General features: G+C 58.5%; 16 protein-coding genes. 3 read left to right on the forward strand and 13 right to left on the reverse strand.

The window, feature by feature from the left end:
* Nucleotides 1-193: 193 nt before the first annotated feature.
* Together AVCG78_RS19395 and AVCG78_RS19400 are read right to left on the reverse strand one after the other, a co-directional pair.
* Complete coding sequence (locus AVCG78_RS19395; protein ID WP_071206024.1) at nucleotides 194-1504, reverse strand: ABC transporter ATP-binding protein; 1311 nt, start codon at nucleotides 1502-1504, stop codon at nucleotides 194-196.
* A 95-nt stretch (nucleotides 1505-1599) separates the two neighbouring features.
* Nucleotides 1600-3333 carry an ABC transporter permease gene (locus tag AVCG78_RS19400; protein ID WP_071205945.1) on the reverse strand — a complete coding sequence of 578 codons (1734 nt, stop codon included), beginning with the start codon at nucleotides 3331-3333 and terminating at the stop codon, nucleotides 1600-1602.
* A 326-nt stretch (nucleotides 3334-3659) separates the two neighbouring features.
* Between AVCG78_RS19400 and AVCG78_RS19405 the strand changes: the two genes are divergently transcribed.
* Together AVCG78_RS19405 and AVCG78_RS19410 are read left to right on the forward strand one after the other, a co-directional pair.
* Nucleotides 3660-4730, forward strand: coding sequence for a sensor histidine kinase (locus AVCG78_RS19405; RefSeq protein WP_071205947.1), 1071 nt, complete (start codon nucleotides 3660-3662; stop codon nucleotides 4728-4730).
* A complete protein-coding gene (locus tag AVCG78_RS19410) occupies nucleotides 4727-5365 on the forward strand; it encodes a response regulator transcription factor (protein WP_071205949.1) in 639 nt (212 codons plus the stop codon). Before AVCG78_RS19405 ends, AVCG78_RS19410 begins: the two co-directional genes overlap by 4 nt.
* A gap of 55 nt (nucleotides 5366-5420) precedes the next feature.
* On the opposite strand, the gene AVCG78_RS19415 is transcribed toward AVCG78_RS19410, so the two are convergent.
* The 11 genes from AVCG78_RS19415 to AVCG78_RS19465 all read right to left on the reverse strand — a co-directional run bounded on the left by AVCG78_RS19415 (nucleotide 5421) and on the right by AVCG78_RS19465 (nucleotide 17987).
* Nucleotides 5421-6326 (reverse strand): sugar phosphate isomerase/epimerase family protein, encoded by a 906-nt coding sequence (locus tag AVCG78_RS19415; RefSeq protein WP_071205951.1) that lies wholly within the window; start codon nucleotides 6324-6326, stop codon nucleotides 5421-5423.
* A complete protein-coding gene (locus tag AVCG78_RS19420) occupies nucleotides 6323-7468 on the reverse strand; it encodes a sn-glycerol-3-phosphate import ATP-binding protein UgpC (RefSeq protein ID WP_071584452.1) in 1146 nt (381 codons plus the stop codon). The genes AVCG78_RS19415 and AVCG78_RS19420 overlap by 4 nt, the downstream gene beginning before the upstream one ends.
* Nucleotides 7469-7508: 40 nt before the next feature.
* Nucleotides 7509-8396, reverse strand: coding sequence for an ABC transporter permease subunit (locus AVCG78_RS19425; protein ID WP_012653857.1), 888 nt, complete (start codon nucleotides 8394-8396; stop codon nucleotides 7509-7511).
* A gap of 7 nt (nucleotides 8397-8403) precedes the next feature.
* Nucleotides 8404-9294: a carbohydrate ABC transporter permease gene (locus AVCG78_RS19430; protein WP_071584450.1), complete on the reverse strand. Its 891-nt coding sequence runs from the start codon at nucleotides 9292-9294 to the stop codon at nucleotides 8404-8406.
* Between the two features lie 76 nt (nucleotides 9295-9370).
* A complete protein-coding gene (locus tag AVCG78_RS19435; protein WP_071205959.1) occupies nucleotides 9371-10714 on the reverse strand; it encodes an extracellular solute-binding protein in 1344 nt (447 codons plus the stop codon).
* 185 nt (nucleotides 10715-10899) lie between these two features.
* A complete protein-coding gene (locus AVCG78_RS19440; RefSeq protein ID WP_012653860.1) occupies nucleotides 10900-11742 on the reverse strand; it encodes an ABC transporter permease in 843 nt (280 codons plus the stop codon).
* A gap of 3 nt (nucleotides 11743-11745) precedes the next feature.
* The gene (locus tag AVCG78_RS19445; RefSeq protein WP_071205963.1) at nucleotides 11746-12624 is read right to left on the reverse strand and encodes an ABC transporter permease; all 879 of its coding nucleotides are present in this window, start codon (nucleotides 12622-12624) and stop codon (nucleotides 11746-11748) included.
* Nucleotides 12621-13718 (reverse strand): ABC transporter ATP-binding protein, encoded by a 1098-nt coding sequence (locus tag AVCG78_RS19450; protein WP_071205965.1) that lies wholly within the window; start codon nucleotides 13716-13718, stop codon nucleotides 12621-12623. Before AVCG78_RS19450 ends, AVCG78_RS19445 begins: the two co-directional genes overlap by 4 nt.
* A gap of 138 nt (nucleotides 13719-13856) precedes the next feature.
* Nucleotides 13857-15032: an extracellular solute-binding protein gene (locus AVCG78_RS19455; RefSeq protein ID WP_041698904.1), complete on the reverse strand. Its 1176-nt coding sequence runs from the start codon at nucleotides 15030-15032 to the stop codon at nucleotides 13857-13859.
* A gap of 194 nt (nucleotides 15033-15226) precedes the next feature.
* On the reverse strand, nucleotides 15227-16972 hold the full coding sequence (locus tag AVCG78_RS19460; RefSeq protein WP_156601491.1) for a GH116 family glycosyl hydrolase: 1746 nt from the start codon (nucleotides 16970-16972) through the stop codon (nucleotides 15227-15229).
* A gap of 16 nt (nucleotides 16973-16988) precedes the next feature.
* Entirely contained in the window at nucleotides 16989-17987 is a 999-nt protein-coding gene (locus tag AVCG78_RS19465; protein WP_234665030.1) for an ROK family protein, read from the reverse strand.
* A gap of 527 nt (nucleotides 17988-18514) precedes the next feature.
* Here AVCG78_RS19465 and AVCG78_RS19470 point away from each other — a divergent pair.
* Entirely contained in the window at nucleotides 18515-20416 is a 1902-nt protein-coding gene (locus tag AVCG78_RS19470) for an ABC transporter substrate-binding protein (RefSeq protein ID WP_156601489.1), read from the forward strand.
* Nucleotides 20417-20501: the final 85 nt, after the last annotated feature.

The following is a 20501-nucleotide window of genomic DNA, read 5'->3' on the forward strand; positions in this document are numbered from 1 at the left end:
AAATGGCAATTTCTGCGCTTACCTCGGCTCACGTACTTTAAGTACGCTCCGCGCCGGTTCTCGAAATCACCATTTTCGCCAGGCCAACAGCAATCCTTGAACAGACTGTAAGACAATTTCGTCGTATGCCAATCTGCTGCGCCCGCCGTTATAAAAGACACGGGCGCAGCATTTCAAATCGTGGCTGTTCAGCCTATTCCGGGTTTTCCAGGCTGAACATTTCGGTGCGTTCGTCATAGGCGAACAATTCGGCATAACGCGCCCAGGAGACGATGGTTTTCAACGTGTCGTCGGCGTAGGATTCGCTCATGTAATCCTCCAGCTCGTTGCGGAACCGCGCTGCCGGTGCCGTATGGCTTGGCCGTTCGTCCAGAACCCGGCGGATCAGGCCCATCAGAGGCACATAACTGACCAGATGCTCGGCAAACAGTTTCTTGCGGGCATCGGTTTCCAGATGGGCGAAGCGGGTTCCGGCCTCGGTCAGCACCAGATCGCCTTCGCTCAGATGGGCAAAGCGCAAAAGCTGGAGCGCTTCACCCAGATGAAACAGCTCGTCGGCCTCCAGTTGCAACTGGCCGGCCAGTACCGGAAGATCGGCGCGGCCATGATAGGGTGCACCTGCGAGCGCCTCGATCAGCCCCGACAGGATATTGGTCGAAACCGGCTCCAGCACCATGCCCATGCCGGTGCCGGGAATGCCGTCCATGCTGGGCAAGCGCGGTTCGGCGCGTGCCGTCATCAGCGCGTAGATGCTGTCCACGAGTTGGCGGAACACCGGGTCAAGCCGGTTGCGTGGATGCGGCAGATCGACCTTCAATTCGCGCGCCACGCGTCCCGGATTGGAGGAAAACACCAGGATGCGGTCGCACATCAGCACCGCTTCCTCGATATTGTGGGTGACGATCAGCACGGATTTGATTGGCAGGCGGCCTTCGATCCACAGGTCGATCATGTCGGTGCGCAGGGTTTCGGCAGTCAGCACGTCGAGGGCGGAAAATGGCTCGTCCATCAACAGCAGATCAGGGTGGACAACAAGAGCGCGGGCAAAACCGACACGCTGGCGCATGCCGCCGGACAGCTCTTTCGGATAGGCGTTTTCAAACCCATCGAGGCCGATCAGGTCGATGGCGGCCAAGGCAAGCGAGCGTCGCTCAGTGCGGTCTACGCCCTTGGCTTCCAGGCCGAGTTCGACATTCTGGAGCACTGTTAGCCAGGGAAACAGGGCAAAGGACTGGAAGACCATCGAGATGCCGGGCGGTGGCCCATCGATTTCGGTGCCGCGATAGCGGGCGCTGCCCGAAGATGGCGACAGCAAACCGGCGATGATGCGCAGCAGTGTCGATTTTCCGGAGCCGGAGCGGCCCAGCAAGCCGACGATTTCGCCTTCCTTGATGGCGAGATCGACGTTTTCGAGCACGACAACATCGTTGCCACTGGCCTTGGGGAAAGAGCGGGAGACCTGGGCGATATCGATCAGCGGGTTCTTGGTGATAAGATCAAGCATGGGAACAATCCTTTTGTCGGATGACATCATGTCTGTGGTGTTATGTCTGTGGTGTTTGGGAATGCCGAAACATTCCCGATTGATGGTGGATGGTATCAGCCCAGGCGCAGGCGGCTTTCGCCATAGGCATAGAGCGGGCGCCAGACCAGCCGGTTGAACAGCGTCACGAAGGTACACATGACGATGATGCCGAGCACGACCCGTGGGAAATCGCCTGCCGTTGTCGCATTGGCGATGTAGGAGCCAAGGCCCGGCGTGGTCAGTTGGGTATCGCCCCAGCTTGCCACTTCCGCAACGATGCTGGCATTCCAGGAGCCACCCGATGCCGTGATCGCCCCGGTGATGTAATAGGGAAAGATACCGGGCAGGATGACCTTGAACCACCAGCGCCATCCGGTGATGTGGAAACTGCGGGCGGCTTCCTTGAGATCGCTTGGAAAGGCGCTGGCACCGGCGATCACATTGAACAGGATGTACCATTGCGTCCCGAGGATCATCAGCGGGCTCAGCCAGATATCGGCATTGAGCCCGAAATGTACGATCACCACCACGAACACCGGAAAAGCGATATTGGCTGGAAAGGCAGCCAGGAACTGGGCAAGCGGCTGGACTTTTTCCGACAGCTTTGGACGAAGGCCGATCCACACGCCGACCGGCACCCAGACCACTGTTGCGATGGCCATCAGCACGATGACGCGTAGCAGGGTGATAGAGCCATAGAGGATAACGGTCGGGATTTCCGACCAGCCGATGCTGGCCCGCAGGTAATTGAAGCTGATATAGGCGGCCCATGCGGCCATAGCCGCAATGATGCCGATCCAGATCCAGTCGATGACCCGCGAGGTGGCAGGGCTGGCAGTTTTTGAACCGGTGCTCCGCAGTTTGGGGAGGCGCAAGGTCCAGAGTTGGCGGGCCACCCAGTTCAGAGGTGCCAGCAGCAGGCCGGTAACACGGGCCTTGCGCAACAGGTCCAGCATCCAGGAACTGGGAGCCACGCCCGAGGCGGTGGTCTCAAAACGGAACTTGTCGGCCCAGGCCACCAGCGGACGGAACATCAACTGGTCATAGAGAAGGATGACGGCGAGCATGGCGATGACGGCATAAAATACCGCCAGAATGTCCTGTTGCTTGATCGCCAGCGCAACATAGGAACCGATGCCCGGCAGAGTAACCGTTGTATTGCCCACGGTGATGGCCTCGGAGGCGACGACGAAAAACCAGCCGCCGGACATCGACATCATCGTATTCCAGACCAGGCCGGGCATGGCGAAGGGAACGTCAAGCCGCCAGAACCGCTGCCAGCCACTGAGCTGGAAGCTGCGGGTCGCTTCTTCCAGGTCCTTGGGCTGGCTGCGCATCGACTGATAGAGGCTGAAGGTCATGTTCCAGGCCTGGCTGGTGAAAATCGCAAACACCGCCGCCAGTTCCGCACCGATCACCCGTCCTGGAAACAGGTTGAGGAAGAAGGTGACGGTAAACGTCAGAAAGCCGAGAATCGGCACCGATTGCAGGATGTCGAGGACCGGGATCATCACCATTTCCGCACGCCGGCTTTTGGCGGCAACCGATGCGTAGATCAAGGTGAAGATCAGCGAAAACACGATGGCTGCCAGCATGCGCAGAATAGTGCGCAATGCATAGATTGGCAGATTGGTGGGATCGAGCGACAGGGGAGCGGCATCAAGCGCCGACAGCGGAATTGTCGTCACCCGCTCGCCATAGGCAAACAGCACGATGACGCCGATGATCAACAGCAGCGCCATCAGGTCCCAATGGTTCGGAAGATGGGAGCGGCGGATGGCAAGCGGAGCGAATTTTGGATGGATCATGGGACAGGCCTCTATTTCGCGAAGCGTCATAGGGAGGGATGACACGGCAATTTTAGGGGTAGGCAATTTCAGGCTTGAGGGTTTGATCCGCAGATCCCCGAAGCGCCTGATAATCCTATAGAATGACCGAACATCTGACGCCACCGCGCTTAAGGAAAGCCAGGCACGGCTTAGGCATAGCCTCGATATACTTTTGTATATTCCGCCCTGCGGGACTGTCGCTGCGACGCTTTCCTGCGTAATTTGATCTGGGGCGATCCGGCCCTCGATGTTTTGCGAGAGGGTGTCTAACTTTTGCACAAAGAAACAGCCATGGCCACCGAAGGATGAAACACATTCTGTTTTCGCAGCATCAGAACCGGCCAAAACTGAGGGCGGTGTTCATCCTGTTCCTGCTGGTCTGCATCTTTGCCGCCGATACGATCACCAATTTCGAGATCGCTTTTGCGGTCTTCTATATCGCGGTCATTCTGATCGCCATCGGCTTCCTGTCGATGCGCGGGGTCGTCGCACTGGCCATGATCTGCATTGGCCTGACGGTACTGAGCTTGTTTCTCACCCGGCGCGGATCGTTCGAATCCGGGCTCATGAATTGCGGCATCAGCACCTGCGCCATTGGGGTGACGACCTATCTCGCCTTGAAAATCGTTGCCGCCCAGGCGGCTATTTACGATGCGCAGGCGCAGTTTTCCCGCATGGCGCGGTTGACGCGGCTGGGAGAACTGACGGCTTCTATTGCCCATGAAGTCAATCAGCCGCTGGCCGCCGTCGCCACCAGCGCCGATGCCTGTCGCCGCTGGCTTGATCATACGCCGCCCAATTTGGATCGTGCCCGTCAGGCGGCGGAGCGAATTGCCAGCGACGTGAAACGCGCCAGCGATGTTATCGTGCGGGTACGCAGACTGGCCAGAAGCGAACCGCCGCAACGGGAAAGCTTCGACCTCAATGCGGCAACGACCGAAGCCATCGGCTTGGCCGAACATGAGCTTGAGCGCAACAACATTGCGCTGGAGATGGCGCTTGCGGAAGATCTGCCGCCGGTGCTGGCTGATCGTATTCAGATCCAGCAGGTGATCGGCAATCTCCTGCTCAACGCCATTGAGGCCATGGCGGCTGTTCCCAGTTTCAAGCGGGAGCTTTTGGTCTCGACCTTTGTCGATGGCGATGACAGGATCGTGCTTGCTGTCGCCGATTCAGGTCCCGGTATGAAACAATCGACGCTGGATCATCTGTTTGAGGCGTTCTGGACCACCAAGGAAAGCGGCATGGGCATCGGCCTTGCCATCAGCCGCTCGATCATCGAGGCCCATGGGGGGCGTATTTCCGTGACCTCGGCGCATCGTATGGGGACTGTCGTGCAATTCAGCCTGCCCTTAAGCGAAGAGAGTAAGGCATGATGGCCATCACACCTCAACAGGATGAACATGAGCCGGTTGTCTATGTGATCGATGATGACGCCTCGGTGCGCGCCGCATTGGAGGATCTGCTTGCCTCCGTCGGCCTTGCTGTTTGCGCCTATGGATCCACCCAGGAATTCATGGCAATGCCGCTTGCCGATGCGCCCGGTTGTCTGGTGCTCGACGTGCGGATGCCCGGCCAGAGCGGTCTTGAGTTTCACCAGCAGATGACGAAACTGGGCATACGGCTGCCGGTGATTTTCATTACCGGTCATGGGGATATCCCCATGTCGGTCAAGGCGATGAAAAACGGTGCTATCGAGTTCCTGACCAAACCGTTTCGGGATCAGGACCTTTTGGACGCCATTCAGCAGGGTATCGAAAATGACCGTGCGCAGCGACGGCAGGATCATCTATCCTCCGGCTTGCGGGAGTTATGGCAAACGCTGACGCCGGGCGAGCGGGAGGTGATGGAACTGGTTGTTCAGGGGCGTCTCAACAAACAGATTGCCGGCGATCTCGGTGTCAGCGAAATCACCGTCAAGGTTCGCCGCGCCCAGTTGATGCGCAAGCTCAACGCGAAATCCGTTGCCGATCTGGTACGGATCTGGGATCGGCTGGCGGTGCCGGATTGAGAGGATAGCGCCGCGCACTCAAGATGCACGGCGCCATTATTGGCAATAACCAAAATCAGCGCAGGTTCACCAGCTTTGCCAGTTCGCGGGCGCGGTCCAGGCAGCGGGGCTGCTGGTCGAGGAAGCGCTCGGCGCCGATTTCCATGATCAGCATGGTGTCGGGCAGGAAGGTGAGTTCGGCGAAGATCTCGTCCCAGGCAATATCGCCCCAGCCGAGCGGCAGATGCAGGTCGCCGATGCCGAGCGCAGTTGCTTCCGCGTTATGGAAGAATTCCTTCATCGTATAGGGCAGGCCAAAGCTGTCATGGACGTGGAGATGGCCAGTCACTGGTGCCATGGCGCGCAGCTGCTCGCGGAAATCCAGTCCCTTGAAGGTGGATTCGATATAGGCATGGGAGAAATCGATCAGGGCGACAACATGGTCATGGCCGATGGCCTTGACCGTTTCAGCCACTTGACTTGGCGTCTGGCGGTACTGGCCGGTCTCGGTGGTGAAGATGTTTTCAAGCGCGATGCGCACGCCATAACCCTTGGCGAGATCGGCCATTTCCAGCAGCGCTTCGCGCTCCATCTTGTCGAGATCCGCGCCGTCCACGCCGTCTGCTAACTGGGCTGCACCCGAATGATGGACGAGAATGCCAGCGCCGAGGCGGTCGCACAGTTCCAGCATGGCGCGAACCACGTTCTTTTGCAGGTGCAGATGCTCGCGGTCCATGAAATTGGAGCTGACCTGGCCGTGCAAGGACAGTTTCTTGAAGCTGTATTGGCTGCCAATGTCAGCGACGCGCTGGGTGCGATCCTCGATAATACGGCCACCGGAGATGATTTCTTCGCCATAAATGCCGATTTCGCAGGCCGTCGCACCGGAATCGGCGATTTCACGCAGCGAAGCGTCCAGTGTCGTCAGATCGCCCTTGCCGGTGCGATTGCAAAAGCCGATGGCGGAAATGATGTCGGTCATGAAAGAACTCCAGTGGGTTGATGCGATGGTATCTGGCTGTTGGCGAGGCTGTTTGCCGCGCCCGTCATGGGAGAAAAGTCGATCCGCTTCTGGCTCTCGCTGTCGAAGAAGTGCAATTGCTGCTGCGGCAGCAACAGCCCGATCGTGTCACCGGCTGTCACCTGCGCTTCTTCGGGAACGGCAATGGCAAAGGGCTGGCCAGCCAATTCGCAATGGACGACGCGGCCAACACCCAGCTCCTCCACGAATTCGATGAGAGCGGGGACACCCTGGCCGTGGCTGGCAAGACGGCATTGTTCCGGGCGGATACCGACGATCACATCGCGGCCGCGCAAAGTATGGGCGACGACCGGATCGATTTCGACCGATGCACCACCGAGGCAAATGGTGGAGGTTTCCACTTCGACGCGGGCGTCGAACAGGTTCATGGCCGGGGAGCCGATAAACGAGGCAACGAACGTGGTGGCCGGGCGATGATAGATGTCGAGTGGTTTGCCGACCTGTTCCACATGGCCACGGTTCATCACCACCAGCCGGTCGGCAAGTGTCATCGCTTCGACCTGGTCATGGGTCACGAAAACCGATGTCGCTGACAGACGCTGGTGCAGTTTGCGGATTTCGGCGCGCATGGTGACGCGCAGCTTGGCATCGAGATTGGACAGTGGTTCATCGAACAGAAACACCTTCGGCTCGCGGATAATGGCGCGGGCCATGGCGACGCGCTGGCGCTGGCCACCGGAAAGGGCGGCGGGCCGACGGTCGAGATAATCCTGCAAGCCGACGATTTTTGCGGTCTCAAGAATGCGCCGGTCACGCTCAGCTTTGGCAACGCCTGCCACTTTCAGCGCGTAGCCGATATTGCCGGCCACCGACATATGCGGGTAAAGCGCGTAATTCTGGAACACCATGGCGCAACCGCGCTCACGGGGCTCCAATGTGTTGACGACACGGCCATCGATGGCGATTTCGCCTGACGTAATGTCCTCGAGCCCGGCAATCATCCGCAGCAGCGTGGATTTGCCACAGCCGGAAGGACCGAGGATGACCACGAATTCCCCGGAACCAAACAGCAGATCTATGCCATGCAGGGTTGGTGTCTTGCCGTAGCTTTTGCGCACCGCGCGGATGTCGATATCAGCCATTGTTTTTGAACCTTGTTGTTCTTGCAGGCGCTTTTCAGCGTCACTTTTCCGTGGAAACCAGACCGCGCACGAACCAGCGTTGCAGCACGGCAACCACAACCAGCGGCGGGGCCATGATCATCAGTGAACCCGCCAGCGTGACGTTCCAGTCGGGAATGCCGTTATCGGACGGCAGCAGTGAGCGCAGCGACATCATCACCGTCTTGTAGTTCGGATCGGTCACCATCAGCAGCGGCCAGAGATACTGGTTCCAGCCATAGACGAACATGATGGTGGTCAGCGCCAGCATGTTGGTGCGCGAGAGCGGCAGCAACATTTCAAAGAAGAAACGGATCGGCCCGGACCCGTCCATGCGCGCCGCCTCGGCCAATTCATTGGGGAGAGTCATGAAAAACTGCCGGTAAAGAAAGGTGCCGGTTGCCGTGGCGACCAGCGGCAGGGTCAGGCCCGCATAGGTGTTGAGCAGGTTCCACTCGATCTTGATGTCGATGCCAAACAGCGTGGACAGGATGGATTTGACCGGCTGCAACAGATCGGCTGCCACCGCATAGGTCGGCACGACCCGGACCTCGAGCGGTAGCATCAGGGTGATGAACACGCCCCAGAAGAATACATGTTTCAGCGGGGTGCGGAAAAACACGATGGCAAAGGCGGTCATGGCTGACAGTGCGACTTTCCCCAGCGTCACCAGGGCCGCCATAATCAGGCTGTTGGTCATTGCCGTGCCGAGATCGGCCCGCGACCAGGCCTGTTTGGCATTGGTCAGGAACTCGCCTTGCGGCAGGAAGCTGAAGGGAACGGCATTGACCTGCGGCATTGTCTGGCTGGCACCGGCAATTACCACGATGAATGGTCCGATCAGCAGCAGGAAGCCCAGGACCATGATGAGATAGGTGAAGGCATTGGCAATTGGTGTGCGCTGGATCATTCCGGCCTCACTTGTAATGCACGCGCTTCTCGATGAAGCGGAACTGGATGAAGGTGCAGATCATGATCAGCCCGATCAGAATGATGCTCTGAGCCGATGCGCCGGAATAGTTGAGACCCTTGAACGCCTCATCGACGATCCGGTAGACCATGACTTCGGTGCCGTGGTTCGGCCCGCCGCCGGTCATCGAATGGACGATGCCGAATGTGTCAGCACCAACGAAGCCTTCTGTCATCATGGTGACGAGCAGAAAAAACAGGGTGGGCGCAAGCAGCGGCACCTGCACATCGAAGGCACGGCGGAAGGGACCGGCACCGTCCATGGCGGCCGCTTCACTAAGCGCGCGCGGTACAGATTGAAGGCCTGCCAGCAGGAAGATGAACGTATAGCCCGACCATTTCCAGATGAAGACGATGATAACAAGCGCCAGCGCGTGGCTGCCGTATTTGGCCGGGTTCCAGAGATCTGGAGAGAAGGAATTGACCATGGCCGCCAGCCCGCGATCGGGTGCCAGGATGAAGCGGAAGGCGATACCGGCAGCCGGTCCGGCAATGGCGAAGGGCAGGATGTAGAAAAACCGAAAGAAGCCGGTTCCCGGCAGTTGCCTATCGACCGCAAGTGCCAGCACAAGGCCGATGAGAATGGCGAAGAACGGCCCGACTGTTGCGAAGATCAAGCTGACATAAACTGAATTCCAGTAGAAGGGATCGGTCAGCGCGTCCTTGAAATTGGCAAAGCCGACGAATTCCGCAGCACCACCAAACGGCGGTTCGAGGGTGAAGGCCCAGTTCACCACGGCAGCCACCGGCCAGTAGAAGAACAGGATGATCAGGATGATCTGCGGCAGCGCAAACAGAATAGGCAGCCACCAGTTCTTGAAAACGGCGCGTTGTTCCATGTCGTAACCAATATGCTGGAATGAAGGAGGAAGCCTGCCGTTAAGGCAGGCTTCCGGGAGCAATGGCAGCTGAGGCTTAGTTCAGCTTCTGACCGGCATAGGTTTTCTCAAAGCGGCGCAGGATGGCGTTGCCGCGCTCGACCGTCTGATCCAGCTGGGTCTGCACATCGGCATTCTGCATGAAGATCGCCTCAAACGAGGTTGAGACTTCCTTGCGGATCTGGGTGAAGCTACCCAGGCGGATACCGCGGCTGGTATCGGATGTCGGCGTGTAGGTCAGGCTGGCAATGGCCAGTTCACGGCCCTTGTAAGGTGCCTTATCGTAGAAACCATTGGCTTTCATGGCATCGAAACCGGTCTTGGTGACGGGGATATAGCCAGTCACCGTTGACCACCATTGCACCATGTCCGGCTGACCGAGGAAGTTGAGGAAGGCAGCAGCCCCCTTGTATTCGGCTTCCGGACGACCGGCGAGAACCCAGAGCGAAGCACCGCCCACCAGCGAATTCTGGCGCTCCGTACCCTTCCAGACCGGCAGCATGGCGACGTCCCATTTGACGTCAGCGGGCAGCGTCTTGCCGACGGTGCCGTGGTCGGCAATCGACGACTGGATCATCTGGCAGGTCTGCGAGGTGAAGGCCGGAACGACATCCATGCCGAGCTGCTTGGTCTTGACCACGAACAGCTTCTCATCCTGCATCTTCTTGAAGAATTTCACATGGTCAACGAACTTCGTTTTGTTGAAAACCAGTTCGGCATCAAGACCCTGATAGCCATTGGCCTTGGTGGCGATTGGCTGGTTATGGATGGCGGAAAACTGTTCCAGCATCGACCATGGATCGAAATTGAAGCCCAGCGGGCATTCATAGCCAGCGGCCTTCAGTTTGCGGGCTGCTTCCTCGACATGTTCCCAGGTATCCGGCTTGAAGGTGATGCCAGCCTTTTCAAAGGCGCTGACATTATAATAGAACATCGCGGTCGAAGAGTTGAACGGAAAGGACTGCAATTCGCCGCCAGCCGTGGCGTAGTAATTGGCGATGCCGCCGAAATAATTGTTCCAGTCGATCTTGTAGCCATTGTCGGCCATCAGCTTCTTGGCTGGAATAAAGGCCTTGGACAGCATCAGGTCCAGCGTGCCGGCATCGTAGATCTGGGCAATGGCTGGCTGCTTCTTGGCGCGGTAGGCGGCAATGGTGTTTTGCAGCGTGGTATCGTAATCGTTCTGAGAGGTGCAGACGATTTCGAAATTCTCCTGGCTGTCGTTGAACTTGCGGCAGGCGTCCTGGACGCGCTCGCCAAGGTCACCGCTCAGGCCGTGCCAGAATTCGAACTTGACCTTTTCGGCCATGGCCGGTGCTGCCCCCAGCGTCGTGGCAGCCAGCAGGCCGGCCAGCACGGTTTTCAAAGCGTAGTTTTTCATCGCAAATGCCTCGTTTTCAGGAAAACAATTCCGCTTTACCCCCGGAAATTCAGGGGGTTCTAGCGGGCATTTGTGATGGCTCGACTACGCTTCCATGACGCTTGCGTGAAGATTTTTCTTCCGATTGATGACGGCCTAATTTACCAGCGCCGCGTATACTCTGCCGCGCGGCGCAGTCGATGCCTTCACGCCGCCGGTTGCTGTTTTGCCCTGGCGACGATTTGCGTCGGGCTGACGAATTGCAGGGCGATGACCAGCCAGAACAGCGTGGTGACCATATAGACCACAGCCATGGCATCAATGGATTGCGATGCGCGAACCCCGGACGCAAAGACCGCATAGTAGAGCGATACGACCAGCGTTTGCGTCGTCGGCCCGGCGATCAGGAAGGTCAGCTCGAACATGGCGATGGTGCGCACCAGCACCAGCAGCAGGGCCGCTAACATGCCCGGCAACAGTAGCGGTAGCAGGATGCGGGTGAACAGGCTCCAGGTTCCAGCACCGAAGACCTTGGCGGCGGCCTCGATGCGTGGATCGATTTGCTCTATGAAGGGGATCATCACTAGAATGACGAAGGGCAGCGACGGCACGAGATTGATCAGCACCACGCCCCAGAAGCTCCCGCCAAGGCCGACCTGATAGAGAACCGTGGCCAATGGAATGCCATAGGTGAGCGGCGGCACCAGAAGCGGCAGCAGGAATGTGAGGATGACCAGCTTTTTGCCGGGAAAATCCCGCCGCGCCAGCGCATAGGCGGTCATCACCCCGAGCAGGCCTGAAATGATAACCACGGTGAAGGTGATCTGGAAGGTGACGGCGACGACGCTGGACAGCTGAAACTCGCTCCAGGCATCGGAATACCATCGCGTCGTCCAGCCGGTCGGCAGCCAGGTGCCAAGCCAGCGGCGTGCAAAGGAATTGACCACGACGGAGGCAATCACCGCCACGAGGTTGAGAATGAACAGCCCGGCGAGCGCCCAGACCGCCATGCGCCAGAGTTTTGAGCCGATGCCCTGATCGCGGATCATGATCTAGCCTTTCGTTCCGGCGACGGGGCCGCGATAGAAGAGGGAGCGCAATGCCAGGATGGCCGCGACGATTGCCAGCTCGATAACGCCCATGATGATGGCGATGGCCGAGCCCAGCGAGTGGTTATATTGCTCGAAGGCGGCCTGATAGGCGGCAATCGAAATCACCCGCGTCGGCCCGGCGGGTGCGCCAAGCAGAACGGCGGACGGAAACACCGCGAAGGCTTGGACGAAGGACAGGCAGAAGGTGACGGCAAGACCCGGCACCAGCAGCGGCAGAAACACGTTCATGAAGCGCTTGCGGGCATTGGCCCCCAATGTCGCCGCCGCCTGTTCGATGGCCGGATCGATGCCGGTGACATAGGAGAGCGTCAGCAGGAAGGCGAAGGGGAAACCTGAGATCAGCAGCGAGGCAAACACGCCCCAGTAATTGTTGGTGAGCTTGACCGGCGTATCGAGAATGCCGATCAGGATCAGGCTGCGGTTGAACCAGCCCTGGGGACCAAGAAAGGTCAAAAGACCGTCCGCGATAAAGACGGTGCCGAGTGTGACCGGCAGGACGAGAATAGTGGTCAGAAAACGCTGGCGCGTCATGAGCCGCACCCGGAAGGCAATCGGCAAGGCAAGCGCCAGATTAACCACCGTGACCGGCAGCGCCAGCCAAAGCGTGGCGGAAATGGTCTTGTATTGAAACGGATCGGTGAAGAAGGTGACGTAATTGGCGTACCATGCGCCGTCTGTGGGCGTCAGTGAGTCAACCACGCCATACATGAACGGATAGATGAACAGGGCGAGGATGACCAGCAAGCCCGGCAGGACCAGCAGCGTCGTGCCGTCTATTCCCTTGGCTGCAAGCGAGACACGAAGTGAAGACTGGCTCATGCATCACCCTTAAAGATCAGCGCACGGCCTTCTGCCGGACGCACGCTGGTGACGGTGCCGCGTGGCAGCAAGATATCCGAGCGAAAATGCACCTCTGCGCCGTCGATGGCTTCTGCGGCACCAAAATAGGCTCTACCGCGATATTCCATGGATTTGACCGTCACCGGAATGCCGCTGCCATCCTGAACGGCGATCATATCCTCCGGTCTAACGCTGAGCACAGCCGCATCGCCGACCTGAACCGGTTGGCGGGGCGCCCCGACAGTGGTTGCGCCTGCGGCTTCGATCTGGGCCTCATCGCCGGATACGGCTGTGATACGCCCGGCAATCCGGGTGCGAAAGCCCATGAAATCGGCGACATCGACATGGTTCGGGCGCATGTAAAGATCTTCCGGCGTGCCGATCTGGCGGATATGGCCCTGGCTCATCACTACGATCCGGTCGGCCATCGACAGTGCCTCATCCTGATCATGGGTGACGTATATGGTTGTCGAGCCGATCTGGTCGTGAATGGCGCGGATATCGGCGCGCATTTCCAGCCGCAGCTTGGCATCCAGGTTGGAAAGTGGCTCATCCATCAGCACGACTGGCGGGCGGATGACGATGGCGCGGGCAATGGCGACACGCTGCTGCTGGCCGCCAGAGAGTTGACCCGGCAATTTATCCGCCTGCGAACCGAGCCGTACCAGATCGAGGGCTGCTTCGATGCGACGGTCGGCTTCCGTGCCTTTGATGCCTTGCATGGACAGGCCGAAGCCGACATTGCGTCGCACGGTCATATGAGGAAACAGCGCATAGCTCTGGAAGACCATGCCGAAGCCGCGCTTTTCCGGCTCCAACTGATCAATGCGCTGTCCGCCGACCCGAATTTCGCCGCCGGTCAGCGGCAAAAGCCCGGCGATACAGTTCAGCGCCGTGGATTTTCCGCAACCGGAAGGGCCGAGCAGCGCGATGAATTCGCCCGGTTCGATGGCGAGATCAATACCGTCAAGCGCTTTATAGGCGCCGAAAGCGCGGCGAAGGGCGACAAGCTCAAGCTTTGCCCCCTGTTTGGGCTGGGCAGCCTGCGTCGATAAGGGGGCTGGCGCGACCACGTTACTCTCCTGTCTGCGGAAAAATCATAGGCAAGCTTCCCCGAACCCGGAGATCCGAGGGAAAAATATGTGAAAGACTGCGTATAGGCCCCGCCGTGCCAAGGCTCTGCGGGGCAAAGGCTCGGCAGGGCAAAGGGCTCAGCCCTTGGCTGCGCCGATCTTTTCGTCCCAGATGCGGAAGGCATCGACGATTTTCGATGGGTCGAGTGGCACTTCCAGCGGGTTGTTGGCGATCCAGCCGTCATATTCCTTGCGGCCAAATTCGGCGATGGCGTCCTGGCTCTTTTGAGGCGCCATGGAAATCGTCACATCCTTGACCGCCGGGCCGGGATAGAAATAACCATCGTCAAAGGCAATCGCCTGTTGCTGCGGCTGAAGAATGAAATTGATTACATCCAGCAGGACCGCGAGCTTTTCTTCCGAAACTCCCTTCGGAATGACGGCGTAATGGGCGTCAGTGACCCAATGGAAGCCCTTGAGGGTTGCCACCTTGGCCTCTTCCGGCACGATGCCGAGCACGCGCGGGTTGATGTCCCAGCCAGTGGTGGTGACGACAATATCGCGGGTGCCTTCGCCAAGCTCCTTCATCACCTGCGTGGTGCCGGTGCCATAATATTCGACGTTTTCGCCGATTGCCTTCAGGTAATCCCAGGTCTTGGCCCAGCCATTGACCGGATCTTTCGGGTCTTTATCACCCAGCAGGTAAGGAAGACCCATCAGGAATGTCCGACCTGGCCCGGAATTGGCAGGGCGGGCATACATGAAGCGCTTGGGATTGGCCTTGGTCCAGGCCAGTAATTCCTCGGCGGTGCCCGGCACCTGCTTGACCCTGTCAGGCATATATTCGATCAACGGCCCAGACGGATAATAGGTGACGACGACGCCCTGGTTCTGGGCCAGCGCCTGCATCTTGAAAGCCTGCGGCAGCAGGATTTTCTCCAGATCCGGCAGGTCTGCCTTATGGGCGGACAAATCGACCCAAAGCCCTTGCGAAAGGCCAGCGGCCAGCGCATCCGTACCGGTCAGCACCAGGTCGATATCGACTTTTCCGGCTGCCTGTTGCGCTTTAAGCTTTGATGGCAGTTCCGGGGCAGGGGCCTTTGTGAAGGCAAAACGCGACACCCATTGCGGCTTTGCCGCAGCATATTTCTCGAACATGCCCTGGGTCAACGCCAAGTTGCCCGCCACATCAGCGACGGTAACAGTGACAGGACTTGCCGGTTGTTTGGGGGCTGCCATGCCTAGACGCGGCAACAGGCCGAGCCCGGCCACACCAGCGGCCGTGCCCATGAATGTTCTTCTATTGATCGTCACCAACATATCCTCCCAGATTTCCACCCTCGGAAAGGGCTCCCGAAGATAGTGATATGTTAGTATGCGACTTGATGTCAACGTATAGATGCAGGCATATTACCGTGACGACATGTATCCTGCTATTCAGAGCTGTCCTGGGAGAAGGCAATAGGAGCCCCATAAGCCCGAAGAGCCATTGCTAATGGCTCCTCGTCTTAGGCGATGTGGCCAGTGGCAATCGCCGCTTCAACCTGCGGTCTGTATTGCAGGATGGCGGCGGCGTGCATTCCGGTCCAGCCCTGGAGCAGCGAGCCGCGCCCGAAGGGTGGTGAGAAATATTCGACCGAGCCGATCCAGCCATTGTCGAGACTGGTCTGCCACCAGCGCAGCATTGGATAGTCCCAGCCGTCCATGCCGTATTTCAATCGCTGTTCGGCATAGAGACCTGAGAGATAGGGCCAGTCGGAGCCGTTGTGATAGCGATAGGCAAAGGCGGATTTGGCGCGGGTATCGGCGGGTCGCTTGAAGGGCGGCCAGGCGCACATCACACCCCAGTCGCCATAGGGCTGGTGGGCATTGTTGCGGGTCTCCAGCATGGCCGCGACATGGTCAAGCACGGTTTTGGCCCGTTCACCTGACACGGCATCGAACCGCAGGAGCGTCAGGCTGTCGAGTGTCAGGTGATCTTCGACGAAATCGCTTTTCAGGCCGTAATCGGCATACCATCCATGGGGTGTGAGAAGCGCTTCGTCCAGCGAGGCGCGGGCGGTGATTGCCGTTTGCTTTGCCTCTTTGGCCAAAGCCTCGTCCTGATGCATGCCGAATTCGGCAATCGCATCCAGCGCGCCGATCCAGAGCCTGAGATCATAGGCGACATAGCCATGGCGATAGACGTTGTCGGCCCAGTCACGGTCGTGCCGTGGCTTGATAGGCAGGCCGTTTCCGGCAGTGTCGAAGCCTTGATAGCGACGGAAAATCGCTTCGATGGTCTTCCAGTGACGGGTAAGGACGGTTCTATCGCCGGTGGTGCTGATATAATCGCCAATCGTCAGGATGAAGAACAGCGGACTGTCGAAATGATCGCTCCACCAATCGGTGCGCCGCAGATGTTCCATCTTGTAGTCATCAGACGTCGTGCGGAATTTCTCCCACTCCTCGCCCTGTTTCGGGCCGGTCAGAATGACGCCACTCGGGCTTTCGCCATCGGGCTGGATACCGGTTGCCAGCAGGTCGATCTGGCCACGGACGGCCTCCGGTTCGAGATGCAGCAGGGCCTGCAAGGTCCAGTAGCCGTCGCGGTAATAGGTGCGGGTCGGGGCGCTATAGGCCTGGCCTGCGGCAAGCCCCAGAAAGGAACCGTCTTCGGCGCGGCGAATGCTGGAGAGCGAGGCATGGGCGCTCTGGATTGCCATGCTGCGCATCAGCGGTGGGGCTTGGGGCAACAGATCGCAGCGCGTCACATGGACCTTGCTCTCGGCAATGATCGTCTCGACAGGCAGAGACATTCCCCGTTCGGCTTCCGCGTCGCTGGCACCTGCGGCAATGACGATCACGCCGTCGCCTTTGTCTTCGACAATGGCCACGCCCCATGGTGTACGGATGATCCGCCTTGCCCCGCTGCGCGCAACTTTTTCCGGCTTGGTCAGCGTGCCCCACCAGGCGCAGCGTCGGGCTGGGCGTGTGGATTTCAACTGGCTGCCTGTTAGCACTAGGACCGGGGCGGATTGGGCGACATAGAGGCCATGGTCTTGGCCGGTCATCTGGTTTGGTGCATAGATGAACGGACCGGTCCAAGGGTGAAGGGCGATGTTTGCGATCCGGCCGCAGCCCCAGAGTGACAGTTCAAGCCGTCCTTCCGGCAGAAAATCACCTTGCAGGCGGGGTGCCATGAACGCCAATTGCAGAGGCAATTCGCTTTCGACAAGTCCGTCTGGCCGTGCCTTTGCTTTGGCTTTATCCATGTCTCTCCCCTGTCTGTTATAGGTTTTTCGCATCGGATTGTCCGGGATGCGGGACGCGGTTTTTCAAGGCCAGCGCCACGGCGCCAATCATCCCCGCCTGCACACCGAGCCTGCTTTGTTTCAGCGGGCTTTCGAAGGGCAGCAAGGGTTTCAGATAGGTCTGCAAAAGCGTGAAGAATTCTGGCTGGGAGCCGATGCCGCCGCCAATCACCGTGATTGCCGGGTCCAGAAGCGCATGCACGGCGGCGATACCGATCGATGCCTGTTTTGCCACGCTATCGATAGCAAGCCGGGCCTGTTCATTGCCTGATCGTGCCAGCGAAAACAGTTCGGCAACGGTCCCGCCGTCTCTTGTGAACCTTTGGCGGATGCCGCTGGTGCCGACGCCATCCTCGTAAAGTCCGTTTTCCGACAAGGGGGCTGTCTCATGAGGTGCCGCGCCAACAGGCAGGTAGGCAATTTCGCCAGCCCGGCCAGCGGCTCCACGCCACGGCTCTCCATCCAGGACAATGCCCATGCCAACGCCGGTTCCGAACGACACGAATACCAGTGAGCCAAGCCCTTGACCCGCGCCTGCCCATGCTTCGCCATAGGCGGCGAGATTGACATCATTTTCCACCGTCACCGGGCAGGAAACGAAGCGCGACATCAGGTCCGCGAGGGGACGGTCAACCGGCAGAGCCAGATTGGGAGAAAGCGACGAAAGCCCGGTTTGAGGATCGACGGCGCTCGGAACGCCAATCACGACATTGTCCAGCTCTTGCGCCAAGGCACCGGCGTCCGACAGGAGAGAGGTAATCAGTCTTGCCATTTGCGCGAGAACGGGTGCATCTTCACCGTGCAGCGTAGGCTCTTCGCGTGTGGCAATGATCTGTTCTTGGGTTCGGGCAATGCCGGCCAGAATTTTTGTGCCGCCAAGGTCGATGCCAATGACCCAGCCAGGGACCCGGGCGCGGCCCGAGGCGTCTTCCCGGGGTCTTTCAATGGTGAGCAAGGGTTTGGCCGAACTGGACACAATTGCATTCCTTGTTTTGTTCGGTGTGTTGACGAACTATTTATGGGCTGGTTTTTGCCCTGTCAAGCCTGCTCCCTGAGAGGAAAGGAAATTCTAGGGTCCAAGCCAGGCCCTAGCCAATTCCTCAGGGCAACCGACAGGCAAAACCTAGGTAATCTCCCTGGTTGTCGGGCTTTTTCACATCTCCACGAATTAGCTTGACACGCCGTGGCAAATCCTATTTCGTTCGTCATGTCAACGAACCAATTAAGAAGTTTCAGGGCATTTGCATTCCGGTTTTGCCTGGCGGAGGTATCCGGGCAAGACGATGACATACTGCATGATTGCGTCGGGTTTTCAGGATTCGAGCGGGACATTATGCAGGTAAAAGAAATGCTACAGCGATTTTGTGGAGTTGGTGATCGCACGTCGCTGTATTTCCCATCATCCGCCGTCTCACCTGCAAGGGAACAGCAAGGTGAAACCGGCCCGCGCAATTGCGTGAACCAAAGCTTGCGTTCACCGATGGCCATCAGGAGGAAAATTCGATGCAGAAAAGCGTTTTGAAATGGGTTGGCGGTGGGTTTGGCGTCATGCTGTCGCTGACCAATGCCTATGCGTTTGGCGAGGCACCGATGCTGAAGAGCCAGGTCGATGCGGGCAAGCTCCCGCCGGTCGAACAGCGCCTTCCCAAGAAGCCCGCCATCATTCCTGTTTATAACGAGATCGGCACCTATGGCGGCACGCTCCGGCGGGCCTATAGCGGCATCGGTGATCGCATGGGGTCCACCAAGCTGATCGAAGAACGCGCCTTGAAATTGCAGCAATCGTCCGACGGCAAGGTCGATCTGGTGCAGCGTTTCGTTGAAAGCTGGTCGGCCAATGTCGATTCCACCGAATTTACCTTCACGCTGCTCGATGGCATGAAATGGTCCGATGGCGTGCCGGTCACCACGGAGGATGTGAAATTCTGGTATGAGGATCTGTTCCTCAATACCGATCTCAATCCCAGCCCTCCGGGCTTCCTGTTTTCCGGCGGCAAGCCGATGAAACTCGACATTGTCGATGCGCATACATTCAAGGTCAGCTTCGCCCAGCCTTATGCGCTGTTTCCTTATGTTCTGGCGGTTCAATCGACGGGATGGCCGGGTCTCGACAAGCCGAGCTTTATCCAGCCCGCCCATTATCTGAAGAAATTCCTGCCGAAATACAGCACGCCGGCAGAGCTGGATGCCATCGTCAAGGCCAAGGGTGTGCCCAACTGGCGGGCGCTTTGGGATTTGAAGGGCGTGATCCAGGCCTGGTGGTTGAACCCGGATCTGCCTGTCGTGACCGCCTGGAAGGTTGTGACGCCACCACCCGCAAGCACCATTGTTTTCGAGCGTAATCCCTATTACTGGGCAACCGACAAGGCCGGGAACCAGCTTCCCTATATCGACCGGATCGAAGCAAAACTTTTCCAGGACCATCAGGCGGTCAACCTGATGATCGTTCAAGGGCAGATCGACTTCCAGTCGCGTTTTGTTGAGGCGCGGGATTACCCGCTGCTCAAGGAAAACGAACAGGCCGGTAATTACACCGTTCATCCTTGGAAGAGCGGCGAAAACCTGGCGATCATTCCCAATATCAACGATACCGACGAGGTGAAACGCAAGCTGTTTGACGATATTCGCTTTCGCGAAGCGTTGAGCATCTCGATTGACCGCGAAGCCATCAATGAGACAGTTTTTTCCGGTCTGGCCATGCCAAGAGCCGCCGCGCCTGCCAAGGGATCGCCTTACTATGACCCCGAATTCGAGACCAAGTGGACCGGTCTCGATATTGATCGCGCCAATACGTTGTTGGACGAGATCGGCCTGAAAAAGGGTGCTGACGGGTTCCGCACCGGGCCGGATGGCAAGCGCCTCAGCCTGGTGATCGAGACGATTGACGAGAACATTCCGCCTGAGATGGTGGAGGTGATCCGTCAGGGCTGGCAGCAGATCGGCATTGAAGGGCTGATCCGTTCGGTTGATGAAACCGCCAGCCTTCAGCATATCAAATCTGGCAATTTCGATATCATCACCGCCTATGCCGACCGATTGCTGATGCCGCAGGCCGATCCGACCCTGCTGCTTGGCCGCGAATCCTATGCCAACGCTTATTTCGAATGGTATAATTCCGCTGGCAAGAGCGGCACGGAACCGCCGAAGGATCACCCGATCCGCAAGCTGTTTGACGCCTGGACCGCCGCGTCAAGCTCCAAGACCGTGGATGAAGCCAACCAGCATATGAAGGACATGATCAATGTCATGAAGGAAAATGTCTGGATGATCGGTCTTGTCGGCGAATCTGTCACGCCCTTCGTCGTCAACAACAAGATCGGCAATTTCCCCGATGTGATGACCAACGAAGAAGCACTGCGCAATGAAGGCAATGCCATTCCGGCGCAGCTGTTCTTCAAGAAATGATCGGTCACGGCGGCCTTGCATCTTTGCAGGCCGCCGCAAATTTCCGGATGGGCGAAGACGCGACCGAACAATGCAATATCAGGGC

This window comes from Gillisella vitis (genome assembly GCF_021559775.1).
Taxonomy (GTDB): Bacteria; Pseudomonadota; Alphaproteobacteria; order Rhizobiales; family Rhizobiaceae; genus Allorhizobium; species Allorhizobium ampelinum.

What these genes read in the sequence shown, in the direction of transcription:
- AVCG78_RS19395 (WP_071206024.1), bottom strand. Translation starts at nt 1,504, where the DNA reads ATGCTTGATCTTATCACCAAGAACCCGCTGATCGATATCGCCCAGGTC.
- AVCG78_RS19400 (WP_071205945.1), bottom strand. Translation starts at nt 3,333, where the DNA reads ATGATCCATCCAAAATTCGCTCCGCTTGCCATCCGCCGCTCCCATCTT.
- AVCG78_RS19405 (WP_071205947.1), top strand. Translation starts at nt 3,660, where the DNA reads ATGAAACACATTCTGTTTTCGCAGCATCAGAACCGGCCAAAACTGAGG.
- AVCG78_RS19410 (WP_071205949.1), top strand. Translation starts at nt 4,727, where the DNA reads ATGATGGCCATCACACCTCAACAGGATGAACATGAGCCGGTTGTCTAT.
- AVCG78_RS19415 (WP_071205951.1), bottom strand. Translation starts at nt 6,326, where the DNA reads ATGACCGACATCATTTCCGCCATCGGCTTTTGCAATCGCACCGGCAAG.
- AVCG78_RS19420 (WP_071584452.1), bottom strand. Translation starts at nt 7,468, where the DNA reads ATGGCTGATATCGACATCCGCGCGGTGCGCAAAAGCTACGGCAAGACA.
- AVCG78_RS19425 (WP_012653857.1), bottom strand. Translation starts at nt 8,396, where the DNA reads ATGATCCAGCGCACACCAATTGCCAATGCCTTCACCTATCTCATCATG.
- AVCG78_RS19430 (WP_071584450.1), bottom strand. Translation starts at nt 9,294, where the DNA reads ATGGAACAACGCGCCGTTTTCAAGAACTGGTGGCTGCCTATTCTGTTT.
- AVCG78_RS19435 (WP_071205959.1), bottom strand. Translation starts at nt 10,714, where the DNA reads ATGAAAAACTACGCTTTGAAAACCGTGCTGGCCGGCCTGCTGGCTGCC.
- AVCG78_RS19440 (WP_012653860.1), bottom strand. Translation starts at nt 11,742, where the DNA reads ATGATCCGCGATCAGGGCATCGGCTCAAAACTCTGGCGCATGGCGGTC.
- AVCG78_RS19445 (WP_071205963.1), bottom strand. Translation starts at nt 12,624, where the DNA reads ATGAGCCAGTCTTCACTTCGTGTCTCGCTTGCAGCCAAGGGAATAGAC.
- AVCG78_RS19460 (WP_156601491.1), bottom strand. Translation starts at nt 16,972, where the DNA reads ATGGATAAAGCCAAAGCAAAGGCACGGCCAGACGGACTTGTCGAAAGC.
- AVCG78_RS19470 (WP_156601489.1), top strand. Translation starts at nt 18,515, where the DNA reads ATGCAGAAAAGCGTTTTGAAATGGGTTGGCGGTGGGTTTGGCGTCATG.